Annotated in this window: 14 protein-coding genes and 2 pseudogenes; 8 read left to right on the forward strand and 8 right to left on the reverse strand. The window is 45.3% G+C overall.

What is annotated here, in order from left to right; genetic code table 11:
* The first annotated feature begins 19 nt into the window (after nt 1-19).
* On the forward strand, nt 20-802 hold the full coding sequence (locus tag QUB37_RS24945; protein WP_333167276.1) for a hypothetical protein: 783 nt from the start codon (nt 20-22) through the stop codon (nt 800-802).
* Between the two features lie 907 nt (nt 803-1,709).
* Here the strand turns inward: QUB37_RS24945 and QUB37_RS24950 are convergent.
* A complete protein-coding gene (locus QUB37_RS24950; protein WP_333167278.1) occupies nt 1,710-2,213 on the reverse strand; it encodes a YetF domain-containing protein in 504 nt (167 codons plus the stop codon).
* Nucleotides 2,214-2,528: 315 nt separating this feature from the next.
* Here QUB37_RS24950 and hemE point away from each other — a divergent pair, with 315 nt between their 5' ends.
* The 3 genes from hemE (at nt 2,529) to QUB37_RS24965 (ending at nt 6,961) form a co-directional block, all read left to right on the forward strand.
* Nucleotides 2,529-3,593: a uroporphyrinogen decarboxylase gene (hemE, locus tag QUB37_RS24955; protein WP_333046489.1), complete on the forward strand. Its 1,065-nt coding sequence runs from the start codon at nt 2,529-2,531 to the stop codon at nt 3,591-3,593.
* A gap of 342 nt (nt 3,594-3,935) precedes the next feature.
* Nucleotides 3,936-4,901 (forward strand): NAD(P)-dependent oxidoreductase, encoded by a 966-nt coding sequence (locus tag QUB37_RS24960; RefSeq protein ID WP_333167280.1) that lies wholly within the window; start codon nt 3,936-3,938, stop codon nt 4,899-4,901.
* A gap of 467 nt (nt 4,902-5,368) precedes the next feature.
* Complete coding sequence (locus tag QUB37_RS24965; RefSeq protein ID WP_333167282.1) at nt 5,369-6,961, forward strand: B12-binding domain-containing radical SAM protein; 1,593 nt, start codon at nt 5,369-5,371, stop codon at nt 6,959-6,961.
* Nucleotides 6,962-7,061: 100 nt separating this feature from the next.
* On the opposite strand, the gene QUB37_RS24970 is transcribed toward QUB37_RS24965, so the two are convergent.
* From QUB37_RS24970 to vapB, 3 genes are all read right to left on the reverse strand, one after another.
* Nucleotides 7,062-7,586, reverse strand: coding sequence for a hypothetical protein (locus tag QUB37_RS24970; protein WP_333167284.1), 525 nt, complete (start codon nt 7,584-7,586; stop codon nt 7,062-7,064).
* 30 nt (nt 7,587-7,616) lie between these two features.
* Nucleotides 7,617-8,060, reverse strand: a complete 444-nt coding sequence (locus tag QUB37_RS24975; RefSeq protein ID WP_333167286.1) for a Tse2 family ADP-ribosyltransferase toxin — start codon at nt 8,058-8,060, stop codon at nt 7,617-7,619.
* Between the two features lie 90 nt (nt 8,061-8,150).
* Entirely contained in the window at nt 8,151-8,372 is a 222-nt protein-coding gene (vapB, locus tag QUB37_RS24980; protein WP_333167288.1) for a type II toxin-antitoxin system VapB family antitoxin, read from the reverse strand.
* A 229-nt stretch (nt 8,373-8,601) separates the two neighbouring features.
* On the opposite strand from vapB, the pseudogene QUB37_RS24985 reads away from it, so the two are divergent.
* From QUB37_RS24985 to QUB37_RS24995, 3 genes and pseudogenes are all read left to right on the forward strand, one after another.
* A pseudogene (locus tag QUB37_RS24985) lies at nt 8,602-9,557 on the forward strand (IS630 family transposase).
* 101 nt (nt 9,558-9,658) lie between these two features.
* Nucleotides 9,659-9,814, forward strand: coding sequence for a hypothetical protein (locus QUB37_RS24990; protein ID WP_333167290.1), 156 nt, complete (start codon nt 9,659-9,661; stop codon nt 9,812-9,814).
* Between the two features lie 45 nt (nt 9,815-9,859).
* Nucleotides 9,860-10,759 carry a M48 family metalloprotease gene (locus tag QUB37_RS24995; RefSeq protein WP_333167292.1) on the forward strand — a complete coding sequence of 300 codons (900 nt, stop codon included), beginning with the start codon at nt 9,860-9,862 and terminating at the stop codon, nt 10,757-10,759.
* 157 nt (nt 10,760-10,916) lie between these two features.
* Here QUB37_RS24995 and QUB37_RS25000 read toward each other — a convergent pair whose 3' ends face one another.
* The 4 genes from QUB37_RS25000 to QUB37_RS29920 all read right to left on the reverse strand — a co-directional run bounded on the left by QUB37_RS25000 (nt 10,917) and on the right by QUB37_RS29920 (nt 14,136).
* Entirely contained in the window at nt 10,917-11,093 is a 177-nt protein-coding gene (locus QUB37_RS25000; protein WP_333167294.1) for a hypothetical protein, read from the reverse strand.
* Between the two features lie 195 nt (nt 11,094-11,288).
* Entirely contained in the window at nt 11,289-13,163 is a 1,875-nt protein-coding gene (gene ftsH4, locus QUB37_RS25005) for an ATP-dependent zinc metalloprotease FtsH4 (protein ID WP_333167296.1), read from the reverse strand.
* A 230-nt stretch (nt 13,164-13,393) separates the two neighbouring features.
* Entirely contained in the window at nt 13,394-13,900 is a 507-nt protein-coding gene (locus QUB37_RS25010) for a tryptophan-rich sensory protein (RefSeq protein ID WP_333167298.1), read from the reverse strand.
* 35 nt (nt 13,901-13,935) lie between these two features.
* Nucleotides 13,936-14,136 (reverse strand): hypothetical protein, encoded by a 201-nt coding sequence (locus tag QUB37_RS29920; protein ID WP_445300059.1) that lies wholly within the window; start codon nt 14,134-14,136, stop codon nt 13,936-13,938.
* An 85-nt stretch (nt 14,137-14,221) separates the two neighbouring features.
* Between QUB37_RS29920 and QUB37_RS25015 the strand changes: the two are divergent.
* Nucleotides 14,222-14,324: pseudogene (locus QUB37_RS25015) on the forward strand (IS630-like element ISMae24 family transposase); the annotation flags it as partial.

Below are 14,324 nucleotides of genomic sequence, written 5' to 3' on the forward strand. Positions count from 1 at the left end.
AAATTTTCGAGAGGTTGATATGAGAACTCACAACTTGTTAAACAGTATTGCTGCCGCTGTGCTAGTTGCAGGATTGGCACTCACTGGCATTTCGTCTAGTGCAGTTGGCGAACAGATACAGAATAACGATCGCATTGACGGAGTAATTCGCCGTACTTCTCCGATCTACCGTTTTCGGAATATGTGGACACCCGGCTCTCCGACAGAAGAATTGCGTGGCCAAGAATACACATTCAACGCTCGGGAAGGCGACAACATTGAAGTGTTTTTAGATACAGATAGAAGTCGCGGTTTTACTCCCGTGATGGTGTTGTTTTATGGGAACAACAAACAAGTCGCTTTTACGCAAGACCGTTCTTTTAATTATCAAATTCCCCGTAGTGGCGATTATAAACTGTTAGTGTTAGCAAAAGATGCAGCCAGAGGCGGTAGCTACACGCTGGAAGTTTCGGGAATTGATGGGGGCGACAGACGATCTCGCAATTCGCGGGACGATTGGTATACGAGGCGAGATAACGATCGAAATGACGGTCAATATGACAGAGCACAGCTTCTGCAAGATGATTTTGACTTGCGGTCTGTTGATTGTCGCGAGAGACGTTCTATGGTGAGAGTAAGGTTTGACGATGGAAATCAAGACTCGACTTACTGCGCTGTCCCGACTAGAAGGTTTCCGGCGGGAGATTATTACTACAATTCGCGGACTAGAGATTTAGATTCGGCGAGGCGGAATGATAATAGATTCGATGCGGGCCCAGATCAATGTCGGGTAGTGGTGGGCGGAGTCTGCGTGACTAGGTAAGTTGTTTCTTCTCAATGCGAGGACTATTTCTTGTCATTGCGAAGACTGTTTCTTGTCATTGCGAGGAACGAAGCAATCGCAGGATTTGTGCTTCATCGGTTCTATATTTTGGACTATAGCGCGGGTTCATCAACCCGGTTTCTTGGTAGAAATCGGGTTTCTTTGCCTCGCTAGTGTCCATTCAATTAGTTTCCTCAGCGAGTGGAGAGTATGTTCGTGGTGCCTCTGGATCATGCCCAGAGGCATCAATCCTGTTAGCACTATCCTGGTGAACAAGGAGATGATATGGTAGTCAAGTGCTTAGGTTTGTTTGTAGGTATAATCCTTGGCTTGTACCTTGCGTACTGGTTAAAGGTACGCCTGAATATCAATTTAAATGTAGCAGGAAATGAACACTTCCCCTCCTTCATCGAAAGGAAGTCTCATGGGTTAGTTAAGTGTAGGTGGTTCCCCAACAGCCATCACTGTAAGTAGATAATGTTTCCATTCAATTAGTTTCCCCAGCGAGTGGGGAGTCTGTAGAGTAACACCTATACCACGCTCCATGAGGTGGTTTCCATTCAATTAGTTTCCCCAGCGAGTGGGGAGTGATAATTTCGATGCTTCTACAATGGAAGCAGTCAGTTTCCATTCAATTAGTTTCCCCAGCGAGTGGGGAGTGAAGCTCTCAATCTTTTTGGAGAAGATACTGTGCTGTTAGTTTCCATTCAATTAGTTTCCCCAGCGAGTGGGGAGACCTCCATCAGACACCCTATACAGCGCAAGATGTCCAGAGACCATTTGCGAGGGTTCCCAAAATATCCGTCAAAACTCCTTCAACCCCGAAAAAAAAAAATCGCTGAAACCCTTGCCCAGCAATGCTGCGAGGGCATCGATGAAATACCGTCGTTCCAGCTATTTTTCATTCCTAAGCTACATCTTGGAGAGCCGATCGCGAATTGTTCGGAGATTTTTTGATAACGCTCATGCTGCCGTCGGTTTCTAGCACGACTGCTTCGATTTCTTCGATCGACGCGCTGCCCGTCCCCCGAATCGCCGCCCGAATTTCCGATTCACTCACGCGCTGCTGCCGCATCGCCACAGGCAGAAATTGGCCTTGGCTGAGCAGCATAGTAGGTTCGGCTTTGATGAGATTTTTTACCCACTTTACCCGCACCGCAAGCCACGTGACGATGAATTGCAGCCCGATGAGTAAGCCGAGTCCGAAAACGCCCTCGACCAACGAAACGTCTTTTGACATGATGACAGTCGCCAGCGTCGAACCAAGCGCGATGGTAACGATGAAATCGAAGGCATTCCACTTCGACAGAGTTCGCTTGCCGGAAACTAGCAGCAAAAAAATCAGCGCGGCGTAAGCGGAAACGCCGATCGTCAAAATCCGAATTATTTCAAACCAATTGTCAAAAAACATATTTTTATCTCGCCGTGCTGATTTTGGGCGCTTTGCTGCTGCGCCAGTGCTAGATGCTTCGTCTGCTTGAGGTCGCGGTCGCGGCTTCTGTTAGTTTGCATTGTCATTGTAGCAGAAGGGTGGATGTGAAAATTCCCTATTAACAAGAGTTTCAGCTATTAAGAATTCCTTGACCGTGCCAGAAGGTTGCTATCGAACTCAGCCACTCCCCTGATCTCCCTCCCCGCTGACAGATGAATTTTTTGTCAAAAAGGACGATCGCACAGTGGTAAGCTACCAAAGGCATTAAAATACCTAAATCAGAGAAAAGTTAAGATGTCAGCATTAAATGAAGTTCCCTTGTTGTTGCGGGCAGCCCGCGGCGAAACCCTAGACCGCCCGCCCGTGTGGATGATGCGTCAAGCCGGCCGCTACATGAAGGCTTATCGAGATTTGCGAGAAAAGTATCCCTCGTTTCGCGAACGTTCCGAAATTCCCGAAGTTGCGATCGAAGTTTCCCTCCAGCCGTGGCGCGCGTTTCAACCCGACGGCGTAATTCTGTTTTCCGATATTGTCACCCCCATGCCCGGTTTGGGTATTGACATGGACATCGCCGAAGGCAAAGGGCCGATTATTCACGCACCCATTCGCACTCAGCAGCAAATCGACAACCTGCAACCGCTGAACCCGGAAGAAAGCTTGCCGTTTATCAAAACAATCCTCAAATCCCTGCGCGAGGAAGTCGGCAACAAATCCACCGTGCTCGGCTTTGTGGGCGCGCCGTGGACGCTGGCGGCTTATGCGGTTGAGGGCAAAGGTTCTAAGGATTATGCAATTATCAAAAACATGGCATTTTCCGATCCAACTTTACTGCATCAGTTGCTGTCGAAATTCGCCGATGCGATCGCCGTTTACGTGCGCTATCAAATCGACTGCGGCGCGCAAGTAGTGCAAATGTTCGACTCCTGGGCCGGCCAACTTTCCCCGCAAGACTACGACACTTTCGCTTTACCCTACCAGAAACAGGTGTTCGAGCAAGTCAAAAAAACCCATCCCGACACCCCGCTAATTTTGTTAGTCACCGGTAGTGCGGGCCTCCTCGAACGCATGACAACATCCGGCGCGGATATCATCAGCGTCGATTGGACAGTGGATATGGCAGACGCGCGCCGACGTTTGGGCCCCAATATGAACGTTCAAGGAAATCTCGATCCGGGCGTGTTGTTTGGTTCTCAACCGTTTATTCGCGATCGAATTCTTGATACAATTCGCAAAGCTGGTCATCGCGGACACATCCTCAACTTGGGACACGGCGTGTTACCGGGAACTCCCGAAGATAACGTGCGTTTCTTCTTTGAAACGGCAAAACAAGCCGACAAATTGCTTGCAGTTGCTGCTTGATTGGATTTTGATTCTATAATCCGATCGAATCGGATTAATTGCACCTGACCTGATATTTGTAGGGACACTCCAAGAACCCATTGGTGTCAACTTAACGTAAAACCGACCGTCTCTCTTGTTTGTATCAAAGTCTAGATCCCCCCTAACCCCCCTAACCCCCCTTAATAAGGGGGGGACAGGAAGCACTCAAAGTCCCCCTTCTTAAGGGGGATTTAGGGGGATCTGGACTCTAATAAAAGCGATATTCCTCATGGACTTTAGGCTTAAGTTGACACTAATAGGCAATGCCGTTTCCCTACCGCCCTTAAAAGCGTCAAATCCTCCCTCTTCCCCTGCGGCAAAATGAACTCAAAAAAAATTTTTGTGACGGGTGCAAGTGGCTGTATCGGTCACTACATGGCCGAAACTTTGATTCAAGAAACAAACCACGAACTTTACCTCTTAGTTCGCAACCCCGAAAAATTAAAATTTGACTGGAAAGCCCGCCCCGGCATCCATATATTACAAGGCGATATGCGAGATATCGAGCAACACGCCGAACTTTTGCAAACAATTAATGTCGCAATTTTAGCTGCCACTGCTTGGGGAGGAACTCAAGAAGTGTTTGACGTTAACGTAACGAAAACTCTCCAGCTAATTCAACTACTTTCGCCACAGACTTGCCAACAAGTAATTTATTTTTCAACAGCCAGCATTCTAGGTCGAGACAACAATTTGCTGAAAGAAGCCGGGGAACTGGGGACAGATTATATTAGTTCAAAATACAACTGCATGGTGCATCTGTCAGCTTTGACAAATGTGCCTCCAATTACGGCACTTTACCCGACATTAGTATTGGGAGGAGACGCCGAAAAACCAGTTTCTCACTTGTCATCTGGTCTCCCACTTGTCGCAAAATGGATTGGTTTGATTCGCTGGTTTAAGGCAGATGGCAGTTTTCACTTCATCCACGGCGCAGATATTGCTAAAGTAGTTAATTATTTAGTTGAACATCCGCCTGCTTCCGATGAACCGCGACATTTTGTGCTAGGAAATCCGGCGATTACAGCTAACGAAGTGGTAGAACAAGCTTGCCAGTATTTGAATAAAAAAATCTTTTTTCGGATTACTCTTTCATCTTGGCTAGCCAATTTCTTTATTTGGCTGTTCCGAATTCAGGTGGCTGCTTGGGATAGATTTTGCATCAGCTACCGCCATTTTACTTATCAAAATCTTGTGAATCCCGAAAGCATAGGAATGCCGAGTTACTGCGGCACAGTTGCCGATATGTTAAGAACTAGCGGGATTCCCGGCAAAGATTCAAATTAGGGAAGAAGGAAGTTCGGCAGCGGATTTTGTAACGGATTTAACGGAGGTAACGGATTTAAGGGATAAATGTTGAGGAAAAAGGAAGAGGAAATGTACATCAAACTACTAATGTAGGCCGCACCATAAGCACTTTACGAGATATATGTAGGGTGCGCCGCGGCGCATTTTACAAATAAAGTAAGTTTTTCAAATTCTTTTTTGCCTTAGTCCCATGCTTTTTAAATGCGATTATCGTCAATCAAGGGTCAAATACGATAAGATATCAGCATTTGCAAACTTTAACAGGGAACTGCAAGCTAAAAATTGCGCTCATTTTGTTTGTCTTAGGGGGTGTGACCCCTCGCCAGATATTCGATCGAGTGCAAAATCGTAATTTTAGCCTTAACATGAAGTCTTGAGAGTCGATCGAACTTTCAAACACGCCAGCCCGATCGCAAGTTGTTTACTGATGTGAGGTTTAACATATAATGCGAGTTCTTCTAGTTTACCCGCTGTTTCCGAAAACATTTTGGTCTTACGAGAAAATCCTAGAATTAGTCGATCGTAAAGTGCTGCTGCCACCGCTGGGTTTGGTAACAGTAGCAGCTATTTTACCCCAAGAGTGGGAATTTAAGTTAGTCGATCGCAATATCAGACAAATCACCGAAGCAGAATGGGAATGGGCAGAGCTCGTTATTCTGTCCGCAATGATTGTCCAAAAAGAAGATTTGCTAGACATAATTCGCGAAGCAAAACGGCGCGGTAAATCCGTAGCTTGCGGTGGCCCCTACCCGACTTCCGTACCAGAAGAACCTCAAGCAGCAGGCATAGATTACCTGATTCTCGACGAAGGCGAAATCACCTTGCCGATGTTTGTCGAAGCAATAGGGCGCGGCGAAAAAAGCGGAATTTATCGATCGGACGGCGTAAAACCCGATGTTACCACAACCCCGGTTCCCCGCTTCGATTTGCTGGAATTAGACGCCTACGACTCGATGTCAATTCAATTTTCCCGAGGCTGTCCCTTCCAGTGCGAATTCTGCGATATCATCGTCCTCTACGGCCGCAAACCCCGCACGAAAGAACCACAACAATTGATCGCAGAACTAGACTGTCTCTACAACTTAGGCTGGCGGCGCGGCGTGTTCATGGTAGACGACAACTTTATCGGCAATAAACGCAGCGTCAAACTGTTGCTAAAAGACTTAAAAGTCTGGCAAGAAGAACACAAATTCCCGTTTACTTTCAACACAGAAGCATCCATCGATTTAGCCCAAGACCAAGAATTGATGGATATGATGGTAGCGTGCAATTTTAATGCAGTGTTTCTAGGGATTGAAACTCCCGATGAAGAAAGCCTGCAAATGACGAAAAAATTCCAAAATACCCGCAATTCCCTGATCGAATCCGTAGAGTTAATTGCTAAATCAGGTTTGCGAGTAATGGCCGGATTTATCATCGGATTTGACGGCGAAAAACCCGGTGCCGGTCAGCGGATTGTCCAGTTTGCCGAAGCAGCAGCAATTCCGAGCACAACCTTTGGAATGTTGCAAGCTTTGCCGCACACGGCATTGTCCCACAGACTAGCAAAAGAAGGGCGGTTGCGCGACAAATCTGGCAACCTCAATCAGACTACTTTAATGAACTTTATCCCGACGCGGCCTCTCGAAGATATTGCCCGCGAATATGTCGAAGCATTTTGCGAAGTGTACGATGCTGAGAAATATTTAGACCGGACTTATCGCCATTTCTTAATGTTGGGTGCACCTACAGCAAATATACCTGCAAGAATTCCCAGTTGGATAGACTTGCGAGCACTGCTAACTGTGGTTTGGCGGCAGGGAGTCAAGCGCAAAACTCGCTGGAAGTTTTGGCATCATTTGTTTAGCATTTTCAAGCGCAATCCTGCAGTTTGGGATCATTATTTGACAGTGTGCGCTCACAACGAGCATTTCCTCGAATACCGCCAGATTGTACGGGATGAAATTGAAGCTCAATTGGCTGACTTTTTGGCTAATGAGTCTCAAACTGTATATCAAGAACCTGTTGCTGTTGAGGAAAAGCAAGTGCAAGCGGTTTAGGGTTGGAGAATTCAACCTAATACCCAGATACCCGACTTCTTAAACAAGTCGGGTATCTAAATTGCTTGAACAAAAATATCCTCTGGGTGATTGAAGAGATTTACCCCACACTCAACAATTCATCAAACTTGTTCTTTAGGTCAGGCGATGCGATTAGTGGTCTATAAGTTTCACCTTCATAGGGCTTCCAAACATATCCAAGACTGAACGCTCGAAAAACCGAAGATGATCCAGTGGCTTGCCAAACAGCTTCAGCTAAAACCAAGCCTGGAAAAACCAACGCAGACTCTTCGATCAATTCGCTGTAGGTTCTAAATTCATCTACTTCCACACCAACTAAAGCATACCGAAACGGTGGAGCAAACCGCAAACTCTGATACATAAAAATACCTATTTCTGTCATTAAATAAGCACTTTCGGGAGTATCAATCCCAATTTCACTAATGCCACTTGGACAAACTCTACACCACCAATTTTCTTCTATATCCTGAAAAGTTTCTGCCCGACATTGGGAATGTCTACCGTTTGAAATCACCCAGGAAATTTCATTGAAATATTGAGCAAATTGCTGTGCTTCAGATTGCTTTGTGCCACATTCAGCCGATAAGCTAAACACCCATGCCATTGCTGTTCTCCCGTTGACTAAATTAAACTATCAAACTTTCTCCCATTCGTTCTGTGTCTGGGCCAGGGCTGCTTCATATTTCTCTAAAAGCATTGTAGCGCTTGGCAAAATACTCACATGAGTTGGACTATCTTGCACAGCTTCAATATCTCCGAGGATCTTGCTGTCGTCAATCTGCCAAAGAGGATCTTTTCCTGTTCCGCCAAATTTTGGGGGTTTGCGGAATGGTGGTAAGCCTTCGATAGAGAGGGATACAGACATTCCTTTTGTGTTTCTAATAACTACAGTGACAGACTCCTCTGAAGATTTGCGTTCTGTTTCTGGTAGTAAATAACCTTGTTCATCCAACCAGTCTTTGGGCACTTGCTCAACATCAATGTCAATACTGGGTCTGACTCCCAGTAGCCTCGCGTTGCGTCCCATTTTGGGTTTACCGTTTTCTTCTGCCATGCCTCGATAATAGAGTCTTGCCATTAGCCTTTTATCAGCCCAACACGATCGCCATACCAATCATAAGATAGTTGCTGCAACAGAAAGGCATCAGTATCTCAAAGGGATTCCATGTTACATATATTCCTTTAAATCTTCCAGCGGTAGATCGAAATCATCAGACATAACGATCTGACCGGCCCAACTACCATAACCATGAGGTTGTCCAAGTTGTTCTTGAGATGATTCAGTTTTTGCGTGTTTTTCAAGTAAATATTTTGCATAATGCAATATCTCTTGTTTGAGAGATTCTGGCATCTTGACAACAGTTTGAAAAATCTCTATATCGATAGTCATGATTTATGTGGAATTTTTACTATAGCCTTTCTCACAAAGATGAGGTATGATGTTACTGACACTCATTCGTGAGGGTCAAACAGAGAACACACGATCGAATGAACTATAATTATATGGTTACGCACAAGCCACGCGAAAGCGATAGCACACATAATAGCATTTTTCTGACAGCACGATCTTGTTGACTTACAACACGTTTCCTTGTACTCCTCTTCATACATTGTTAAAAATGAAAACTTATTCGATTGATTTTAGGCAAAAAATTCTTGATACTTATCATACTGAACCGATTTCACAAAAAGCAATAGCTAAGCGTTTTTCTGTAGCCCTCAGCTTTGTACAAAAATTGCTTAAACAATATCGTGAAACAAAAAACATTACTCCGCGAACTGACCGATGTGGAGTCAAAGGCAAACTGAATGCAGAGCAACTACTCATATTGGCCCAATTGATTGAAGAAAATAATGATGCAACTCTTGAAGAACTTCGTTATTTACTTTATGAGAAAATTGGATTTTCCGTTAGTAGAGCAACAATAGCAAGAATGATAAAACTCTTAGATATTACTGTCAAAAAAAAACTCTGTTCCCTTCAGACAAAGGCACCGACCGAGTTCAACTCCTACGGTGTGAGTTCTGGGAAAAAATTAAAGAGATTAGTTTAAAAGACTTAATATTCATTGACGAATCGGGAGTTAATTTGGCAATGGTTAGGTTATATGCCAGAGCTTTAAAAGGTGAAAGAGCCAAGGGGCCAAAACCAACTAAACGTGGTAAAAATGTCTCAATAATTGGAGCAATGTCAGTTAAAGAAATTTTGACATCGGTTAATCTAATAGGCCCAACTGATGCAATTACATTTGAAGCTTTTATCATCAGAAAACTTGTGCCAAAACTATGGAAAGGGGCTTGTGTAGTGATGGATAATTGTCCCATTCACTTGGGAGAAGAAGTGAAAAAAGCGATCGAAAAAAAAGGGCAAGATTAATATACTTATCTCCTTATTCACCAGATTTTTCACCAATTGAAAATCTGTGGTCAAAACTTAAAATCATTCTCCGTTCTATCAAGACTACTAATTATCAAGAATTAGCAAAAGCACTCTTAGTTTGCGTTCGGTCAAGTTACATCGTCAAATATTTTTAACTGGTTTACACACTGCTGTTATTGTACCTCATCTTTCTGAGAAAGGCTATATGTCATATTAACCAATTATACGGTAATTGCAGTTAAAGGGTCTTTAGAATGGTTATCTCGTTTAATCTCGTTTCCAAGCAGAGCCTGGAAATGTCATATCCTGTGGCTCTACCGCCTCTTGAGAGCAGGCGAGATATCCTCCCGATGGATTCCCAGTTTCTGACTGAAAAAGTGAAATACTACTATTGGCGGCAGCAGTTATTTCGGCAGATAGAGGCGCGATCGCCCGCAAATATGAAAATCTAATTACAAGATAAAAAATCTCAAAATAGCGATCGCCCTCAACCCGCCATGCTAGGAACAAATCAACTCAGAACAGCCGCTCTCTTAGGACTCCTAAGCGGCCTTCTCGTTTTAGGAAGTTATTATTTAATCGGCAACGAGCAAGGACTTTACATCGGTTTAGCGCTAGCCGCCTTCTCAAGTTTTAGCTCTTGGTACTATTCCGACACGGCCGCGTTAATGGCTTACCGCGCTCAGCCGATCGCCCGCAGCGAAGCACCAGAAATCTACGATATGGTAGCATCGCTGAGCGAAAAAGCCCAAATTCCGGTGCCGAAAATATTTCTAGTTCCCACTCAATCTCCGAACGCATTCGCCACAGGAAGAGACCCGGAACACGCGACAATAGCAGTTACTGAAGGCATCATCAAGCTGCTTTCCCGCGAAGAATTGGAAGGCGTTATAGCGCACGAACTCACCCACATCCGCAACCGCGACACCCTCACTCAAGCAGTTGCAGGAACAATTGCCGGTGCCATTACATTTGTCGGGCGAATTCTGACTTTTGGAGCGCTTTACGGCCCGGTAACGCGGGATAGCCGACAAGGCGCGAATCCGTTTGGTTTGCTATTTTTAATCATTTTAGCACCGCTATCAGCAACCGTAATTCAATTGGCGATTTCTCGGACGAGGGAATTTGCAGCAGACAGCGGTGCGGTGGAAATTACCAATAACCCGATCGGCTTAGCAAACGCGCTGCAGAAGTTGGAGAAACTGGGTCATGAAATTCCCATGCACGGCAATCCTGCCATGTCGCCGCTGCTGATTGTGAATCCTTTTTCGACTAAAGGTTTGCAGTCACTTTTCCGCACTCACCCGCCGACAGAGGATCGCATTCAACGCCTTTTGGAAATCGCGCAGCAGCAGCAGCAAGGTTCTCCTGTTATGGCTTACATCAACGGAGTTTGATCATCAAAAATGCAGCAACAATATGGAGAAACCCGGTGTTTTTAAGCAGCCGGGTTTTTGTATGTTTATAATGCTCGCTGTGGTACGAGGGGAAAACGAATAAGAAGAAATTTGAGTATCAGGGAGAGTACCCTGTGATTGCTCTCCCTTCATACGATTACTGGCGATCGCACAAACGCGGGTTTTTCTGTTTGCTCTTGTCTGTTTCAGTGGGCTGATCTTTCTGCAACGCTGTCAGGATTTGAAAGCACAGCTTGAGCAGAAACATTAACCCGCCTGCTGTTGGAGCGCACAAAGCCGCAAAGCCAACCACCGCAAATTCAATTACTTTCAACTATTACGAAAAAGTTAATGCGAGAATTGTACAAAACCCGTGTCATCGAAGAACAGAAGATGAAGACCTCACTACAAAAGGAACGCTACAGCGCACCTGTCCCCAGGACTTCTGCTTGAAAGTTTAGAATTTAAGACAGAAAAACGCAGATGATTTGGAATCATCTGCGTTCATCGGCGGTTTAATTAAACCCTATTAAACTGAAGCCGGAACCTTATCTAAAGGCCGCACTTGACCGAGGTATTCGCGAAGTGCATCACCTTCCACCACCTCAGTCTCCAACAGTTTCTGCGTAATTGTTTCCAACAACTCTCGATTTGCTGTCAGAATATCCACAGCTTGCTGATGTGCAGTTTCGACAATTTCCTTCACTTCTTGGTCGATCGCCTCAGCAGTCTGAGCACTTACCGCACGGCGGGCATTTCCCATACCGTCATTGAGGAACATTGATTGTTGACCTCGATCGTAAGCTAGAGGCCCCAAAACCTTACTCATCCCGTAAGTTGTCACCATCCGTTCAGCTAAATCAGTCGCCCTTTGCAAGTCATTTGAAGCGCCAGTAGTAATGCTACCAAACACAACTTCCTCAGCCGATCGCCCGCCCAGCAAAGTTGCAATTTGACCGCGCAATTCCGATTCATCTAACAAGAAACGGTCTTCAGTGGGTACTTGCAACGTGTAACCCAATGCAGCCATACCGCGCGGGACGATCGAGATTTTTGACACTTCGCCGCCGCCCGTCATCGCAGCACCCACCATCGCGTGCCCGACTTCGTGGTAAGCTACAATCTTTTTCTCTTTTTCATTGAGCACCCGGCTTTTCTTTTCCAAGCCAGCTACAACGCGCTCAAACGCCTCATAAAAGTCTTCCTGCGCCACAGTTAGTCGCTTGTTACGAGCGGCTAACAAAGCAGCTTCATTGACCAAATTTGCCAAATCTGCGCCCGAAAAACCGGGGGTACGAGTGGCGACGGCCTTCAAGTCAATATCCGGGCCCAACTTCACTTTTTGAGAGTGAATGTTCAAAATTTCTTCGCGGCCAGATAAATCGGGGCGATCGACTAAAACTTGGCGATCGAAACGACCAGGACGCAACAAAGCAGCATCCAAACTTTCTGGGCGGTTAGTTGCAGCCAGCACAATTACCGTAGTATTGCCCGCTGCAAAACCATCCATTTCAGTTAATAATTGATTGAGAGTTTGTTCGCGTTCATCATTCCCACCGAAGCTAGCGTTACTGCTACGAGATTTGCCGATCGCGTCCAATTCATCTATGAAAATAATACAAGGAGCCTGTTTCTTAGCCTGCTCAAATAAATCTCTAACTCTTGCAGAACCAACACCTACAAACAGTTCCACAAACTCCGAACCGGAGATGCTAAAAAACGGCACGCCAGCTTCACCAGCTACTGCTTTAGCTAACAGAGTTTTGCCAGTTCCCGGAGGCCCGACTAACAGCACACCTTTCGGAATTCTCGCGCCAATTGCCGTAAATCTGTCAGGAGTTTTCAGGAATTCAACAACTTCGACTAATTCAGTTTTAGCCTCTTCTACTCCAGCCACATCAGCAAAAGTAATTTTCGCCGATTCGCCTTCTACATAGACCTTAGCTTTGCTTTTGCCCAGCGACAGCGCGCCCTGCGGCCCACCGCCCTGTCTGTTCATGAAAAATTGAAAAATCGCCACAAAAATCAGCGGCGGAACTACCCAGCTTAAAACACTGCCGATCCAGCCATTTTTGGAAGGAGGAGTTGCCGCAAATTCAACGCCTTTTTCTTGTAAAAGTTTAGGTAATTCCAGGTCAAAAATCGGCGTAGTTGACAGCACTTGACCGGGTTTGTCGCCTTCACCTTTGAGTTGGTAGCGAATTTCATTTTGACCTACCGAAGCTCGGACTACATCTTGTTCTTGTACTTGATGGACGAACAAGCTGTAAGGTACTTGCGGAATTTGAGGGCCGAACAAATTCGGTAAAAAGATGTTTGCCAGCAAAAACAAACTTGAGAGCAATAACAAAATATTGCTAATTTGGCGAAAACGAGGTGCTTGGGGCTGGTCTTTAATGGCCATTGATAACTGTCATCCTTTGATTTAAAGCAGTTTTATTCATCTATTTTCTCATCAAATACCCACACACTGTTAAGCGGATTTCCTCACTTTCTCGGGTGGGTTAACCCGCTAGCACGGATTTGCTATTATTAACAATGTTTTTTTAACGAACCGCGAAGACGCTAAGGATATGAAGGAAGAGAAGAAAAGAGCGTTATAGTATGTAGGGTGCGCCGAAGAACACCGAATATTTATGCAGCTTCCGGGTTTAACTGAATCATTTCCCAAGTGGTATAAGTGCCGATCGCACCCCAAATCACGTAAGGCAAAAGTAACAAAGCGGCGGTTTGAGAAATTGGCAAAACAGCCAACGCCAACACAGATCCCACAATCTCGCCAGCCCCTCCCAAAATCGTCCCTACTTTGAGACTTTTGGCTCTGAGAGTAGCAGGAATATAAGCAACTGTTACAATTTCTAAAAGCAAGTACAAAGCCATCAGCAGCCAGGTTTTGAGACTACCGGGTTCCTGTTCCCACACGAAAGTAGCGCTGCCGGCCCCGCAAGCAAAAATCACTGTCCAAATTAACGGAATAGCAGGCTCAAAAAACATCCAATCCGGTCTTTGAAGTTTGACAGCCCAGTTAATATCGCGCAGTTTAAAAAACAGAGTGCCGAAGGCGACTGAGAAAGTCACGCCGCCGATAATCATCCAAGATTCAATCATGGTTTTCAACTTTCCAATTGCTCGATCGCTCATTAAGTCGATCGTGCCAACTTAAAGCCAAACTTAGATCAGCCTTTAGTAATAACTTTTTTGACATACTCCCCGGCAATCAGGCACGGGGATTCTAAGGTCAAACAGCAATTGCAGGCTCTCGCCCGTCTGACATCGCCTAACTTAGCGGTTGATGCCCCAACCGCACAAATATTTTTGGCGGCATTTTCATCCCGCCCATTTAGCAATTGGCAGGACGGACAACGCCATTCTCTCACTGATAAGTAGTTAGACAGAATTAATTACACCAATACATAGTATAATGATATTTCCGGCAAAATTATGAGTTAATTACAGTTTCATATGATGTTTATCAGAGAAATAAACCCTCTTTCGTCTAAATTGTTACAGCGAATTTATCGCCAAAGCCGACATCATCAGGTACGTCAACGAGCACATTGCCTCA

It is taken from the genome of Microcoleus sp. AT3-A2 (genome assembly GCF_036705685.1).
Lineage (GTDB): Bacteria > Cyanobacteriota > Cyanobacteriia > Cyanobacteriales > Microcoleaceae > Microcoleus.

Excerpts from the sequence above, each read along its gene's own strand:
- QUB37_RS24945 (WP_333167276.1), top strand. The coding sequence starts at position 20 with ATGAGAACTCACAACTTGTTAAACAGTATTGCTGCCGCTGTGCTAGTT.
- QUB37_RS24950 (WP_333167278.1), bottom strand. The coding sequence starts at position 2,213 with ATGTTTTTTGACAATTGGTTTGAAATAATTCGGATTTTGACGATCGGC.
- hemE (WP_333046489.1), top strand. The coding sequence starts at position 2,529 with ATGTCAGCATTAAATGAAGTTCCCTTGTTGTTGCGGGCAGCCCGCGGC.
- QUB37_RS24960 (WP_333167280.1), top strand. The coding sequence starts at position 3,936 with ATGAACTCAAAAAAAATTTTTGTGACGGGTGCAAGTGGCTGTATCGGT.
- QUB37_RS24965 (WP_333167282.1), top strand. The coding sequence starts at position 5,369 with ATGCGAGTTCTTCTAGTTTACCCGCTGTTTCCGAAAACATTTTGGTCT.
- QUB37_RS24970 (WP_333167284.1), bottom strand. The coding sequence starts at position 7,586 with ATGGCATGGGTGTTTAGCTTATCGGCTGAATGTGGCACAAAGCAATCT.
- QUB37_RS24975 (WP_333167286.1), bottom strand. The coding sequence starts at position 8,060 with ATGGCAAGACTCTATTATCGAGGCATGGCAGAAGAAAACGGTAAACCC.
- vapB (WP_333167288.1), bottom strand. The coding sequence starts at position 8,372 with ATGACTATCGATATAGAGATTTTTCAAACTGTTGTCAAGATGCCAGAA.
- QUB37_RS24990 (WP_333167290.1), top strand. The coding sequence starts at position 9,659 with ATGTCATATCCTGTGGCTCTACCGCCTCTTGAGAGCAGGCGAGATATC.
- QUB37_RS24995 (WP_333167292.1), top strand. The coding sequence starts at position 9,860 with ATGCTAGGAACAAATCAACTCAGAACAGCCGCTCTCTTAGGACTCCTA.
- ftsH4 (WP_333167296.1), bottom strand. The coding sequence starts at position 13,163 with ATGGCCATTAAAGACCAGCCCCAAGCACCTCGTTTTCGCCAAATTAGC.
- QUB37_RS25010 (WP_333167298.1), bottom strand. The coding sequence starts at position 13,900 with ATGAGCGATCGAGCAATTGGAAAGTTGAAAACCATGATTGAATCTTGG.